This is a genomic window from Candidatus Bipolaricaulota bacterium (assembly GCA_021159055.1).
Lineage (GTDB): Bacteria > Bipolaricaulota > Bipolaricaulia > UBA7950 > UBA9294 > S016-54.
This window is the reverse complement of the sequence record JAGGSO010000115.1, coordinates 1-4,574: the sequence shown is the minus strand read 5'-3', so window position 1 is coordinate 4,574 and position 4,574 is coordinate 1. Positions and strand designations below refer to the sequence as shown.

Here is a 4,574-nt window from a genome sequence, read left to right as displayed (position 1 = left end):
AAACTTGGTCTTATAATCCAGAGCAGTTCTTTTCCGAGGCTTTTCTTTCTAAGAAAAGGCTCTAAGAAAATCAACCCTTTTAGAAAAAGCGTTGATGGAAAAATTCCTTTTTCGAACTCTCTTTTTATAGGGCTAGCGCTGCCGTCAAGCATGAAGAAAATTAGTGTACGAAATTCACAGCTCGTTTTTTCCGACCGTGCTGTAATACAGAATCCAGAATAAGAACCATGCGCTCACAAATGCAATTAATCCCCATATTATTTGAATTACTTCTCCCATCCCGATCCAATAAATTATTGTTCTTGCACATTATAAATGTTTCTAAATTTTTTGATGATTGGCGGTGGCTTCATCCAGCCTTTTCATCATGAATTCTTTTCCCAGAGAATGGATGAAATAGCCGGCCCTGGGTCCTTTTTTCTGCCCCAAAATTATTTCATAAAGCCACTGGAATGCCATCTTTGCAGGCACACCTTCCTTCTCGGCAGCATCGTATATCGCTTTGTGAATTTCTTCGGCATTCCATTCTATGCCGTCGAATTTTCTTTTCAGGGTAGCAAAGAATTTTTTCTGCTCGTCTGTTGTGGGCACAGGCAACTTTTCTTTTACCTCGAACTTTACCATATCGGGAGCAAAATGTGAGAGCCAGTATCTGACTTTCTCAACCCTCTCCCTGAGTTTCTGCTCTCCGTATTCGTCGATTCCTTCCAATTCTCCGTTTCTTTCGAGTATCTTTTTGATTTCATCCCATCTTCCTCCTGCTATCTGCACAATCGTCACAAGATGGCGGTAGGGCACCTGCAGGGGCATTTTATCAACTATGCCGTGGGGCTGTGAAAGCTCGTAAATGCGCTCTGCATCCTTAATACCTGTCTTTGCTTCCTCCTTGCCGAAGACAATGCGTTCATATCTGTCATATTCGTCCACCAAATCAAGCAATCCGAGCCCTGCATCGAATTCAATGTGGCGTGAAGGCTCCTGTTTCATGAGCAGGAAGCGCAGCACTTCAGGCGGCGTCATCTTCAGCATGTCCTCTGCTGCAACGGCGGTGCCTGTCGAGCCGTGCATCGCTCCTCTGCCTTTCAGATGTATGAACTCATAAACCAGCGGCATTGGAGGCTCGTATTTGTAAACTTCTCTGGATATCACCCTGCCAGTGTCCCAGGAGCCGCCTGCAGCGGCATGGTCTTTTCCGAATGCTTCGAAAGTCACGCCGAAAATCTTCCAGCGGGCTGGCCAGTCGACGCGCCACGGAAGCTTTGCAGTTCCTCCTTTTCTTATGTCCGCCCTGCTTTCATTTCCGCATTTGCATTTATAATCAACAAAGGGGTATTCATATGATATTATATTGGACGTGAATTTTCCGCATTTATCGCATCTCACACTGAGGGGCATCCATGTTTCCGGCAGCTCTCTCTTTGAAATCTCGCTCAGAATTTTGCGTATCTTGCCCGCGTTGTCCATTGCTACTTTTATTCCCTCGTTGTATTTCCCCTCTCGATACAGCTCGTGAGCGAGGTAAACCGTGGGCTTTATCCCAAGTTCATCGAGCGATTGCAGGAATGGAGAAAGAAAATGGTGGGCATAACTTTCATGCTCGCCGCAGGGGCATGGTATGTCGGACAGAGGCATGCCAACATATTTTTCATATGATTCTGGCAGGAAGGGATAGACCTTACGGAGGGCGTCGAAAGTATCGCCTATGTATATCAACTCTGCATCACCGCCCTTATCCTTCAAAGCCCTGTAGACTGCTTCTGTTGTCAGCACCTCCCTCATGTTGCCTATGTGGATTGGGCCCGAAGGGGTTATGGCTGTTGCAAGAACATGCTTTTTGCCCTTCTCCAGCAATTTTTCCGCTACAACATCTGCCCAGTGCACAGCCCTAAATGCCCCGCCCATTTTATTTTTTTGGGTTATCGCCATCCCAATTTTTAAATATCCTCGCCGATTAATTCTTAAAATGAAGAAATGGGCGATACTGGTAGCGGTTATGCTTCTTGCAGTCAACTTTTCTTTTAGCAATGGTGCGGGCGAGGCGGAGGCAATGGGAAAAGAAATCGTTCTTGTTTATGATGGTGATGCTTTCCTTTCTCTCATTTCCACGGCGCTTGCTTTTCATGAAGGAAAGGTACCGATGCTTCTGTTTAAGGATGACCTGGCGGTGCAGCAGAAATTCATTGACGATTACGGTGCTGACGGGCTAATTGTGGTGGGAAGGCATGTTGATGCCGCCCTTCCCTGCCGGGAATTTTTAGGGGACGCGGTAGCAGTGTCATTAAAAATTGCCGAATTTTTCGGAAAAAGCAGCAGTGTTGTTGTAATGCCCTGCAGCATGGATGAGTACAACCTTTCGGTGATAGCCACTCCCATAGCATGCTATACGGATGCGCCCATATTGCTATATGATGGTAATGATGACGAAATCATTTCTGCCATTGATAAACTGGGTGCGGAGAATGTTATTGGCATAGGAAGCGTTGCAATAGGAAATGTGCATCTCAAAAGTGAGGAGGAAATATACGATTACATATCAGACATCAGGGATGTGGGCTATCTGGCTGTGACAAATCCTGACGATGCGTTAAAGCCGGAAGTAACAGAAAGCCAGGAAATGAGCTTTGAAAGGCATATGAAAAACATTCAAATCACCATACTCTCGCAAAAAATAAATCTTGTCGGAAGCGACGAGGCAACATTCAGCATATCAGTTCCTGATGGTATAAGCAGGATAAGGGCTATTGTGGATGTGCCGGAAGTTGACAGCATTCCATACGAAATATCCTCTGTTTTATATGACGGGCATGGCAAGATGGTAACCTATTCGTTCAGCCAGGCATACGAGCCGCAGAAATGCTACATGGATGCCTTATCGGTAAATGACAGCGGGGATTATACCCTTTCAGTGAAACTCTATCACGGCTTTAAAGGCGGATTTTTCTCTCTGCGGGGCTTTTCTTATGTCGATGCCTCTTTCAACGTCACAGTCGAGGTGCAGAAGCTTGCGTCACCTCACCTGCCCCTCGTTCCAATCTCAAAACTTGCGCCCTATATAGCAGCATACCACGACGGCATGGTTGTCTCTGCCCAGAATGAGATAACGGGCGAGGAATATGCAGACATTGCAGACGGCACGGCAGGAGGCGCCTGGAACAACGCTGTCCTGCAAAAATATGTCAACATGCAGGTCAACAAAACGGTGGGGAAAATTGCGAGTTGTATGAATGACAATATAAAATGGGTGGCTGTTGTGGGCGATACAAACATGATTCCAATGTATTACTACAACGGGAGCATGGTGGACGAATACGTGGGCTTTGGTCTGCCTTCTGACAATCCTTATTTCATGAATTTCAGCGTTGCAGCAGGCAGAGTGCTGGGAATGGATGATATCGACACCTCATTGCTTATGAGCAGGAGCATATTTTATGACGAAATTTGCCACGGGGAATGGATGAAGAACTTCACCTTCATATTTGGCGAGGGTTTTGGAGAGACGGCAGGCATTTTCCATCAGATTCCTTATTCAAAGGTCGCATCTCAGTACGGCTTCTCCACGAGGATTTTCGGAGATTTGAGGAACAGTCGTCCCATGCTGGAGAAATCGAATGCGTTTGATGCAAATTATGTTGAATATGAAGGGCATGGCGACTGGTACTGGATGTTTTCGAACATATACGGCATAAATTCATACTCCAAGGAGGTGGATGCCAGCCATGTTAAAAATTATGTACTCCAGCCTTCCGTTGTCCTCAGCGCCGCATGTTTGATGGGCAGGATAGACGGCATTCCTCTTGAAGAAAACATAGGAATGGCATTCATTCATGCAGGGGCTGCAGCTTTCGTGGGAGCAACAAGGGAGACGGGGCAGGAGGCGGAGCTTGAGATAATGGAGAACAGCATGATAATGAATAATACAAGCATCGGCGAGGCGCTGCTGGAATCAAAGATAGCCGATGAACCGCCCACAAAGTATGTCCGCATTCTTTACGGAGACCCAGCATTCAATCCGTACGAGCCATAAATCTGAAGATGTAATTTCCTTATTTTTAGTGTATGGGCTCATTTATTGTTGGCAATTTGCAATTTTGCCATACATAAAGTTTTTGAATGGATTTTTTATTCATATGGTGAGGCAATAATATGCATGGAAAAACAACAAAAGCAGTAATAGCAATGTTTGTTGCTTTCGTATTTTTGGCAGGTGCCGGAATTGTTTTGAATGATGATGTAAAAGATGTAAAGGCAGGAGGAAGTGGTGGAAACACTTTATATGTGGGAGGAAGTGGGCCAAATAACTACACGAAAATTCAGGATGCAGTAGATAATGCAAGTGATGGAGATACAGTGTATGTTTTCAATGGAACGTATTATGAAAATGTATTTATAGGCAGATCCATAAATCTAATTGGCGAAAACAAAGATACAACAATTATTGATGGTGGTGGAAGCGGAGATGTTGTACATATAACTGTTGATTGGATAGATATCTGTGGTTTAACGGTGCAAAACAGTGGATCAGGTTGGAACGATGCTGGAATAGAACTGGATTATGGCACTAAGCACTGCCAAAT

General features: G+C 45.1%; 3 protein-coding genes. 2 read left to right on the top strand and 1 reads right to left on the bottom strand.

Annotated features, from left to right (window positions below; all coding sequences use genetic code 11):
* Positions 1–321: 321 nt before the first annotated feature.
* Positions 322–1,902 (bottom strand): lysine--tRNA ligase, encoded by a 1,581-nt coding sequence (locus J7J55_06000; GenBank protein ID MCD6142252.1) that lies wholly within the window; start codon positions 1,900–1,902, stop codon positions 322–324.
* Between the two features lie 61 nt (positions 1,903–1,963).
* Here J7J55_06000 and J7J55_05995 point away from each other — a divergent pair, with 61 nt between their 5' ends.
* Positions 1,964–4,024, top strand: a complete 2,061-nt coding sequence (locus J7J55_05995) for a hypothetical protein (protein MCD6142251.1) — start codon at positions 1,964–1,966, stop codon at positions 4,022–4,024.
* Positions 4,025–4,143: 119 nt separating this feature from the next.
* Positions 4,144–4,574 (top strand): hypothetical protein (locus J7J55_05990; protein ID MCD6142250.1); only part of this gene is annotated, 431 nt, incomplete at its 3' end.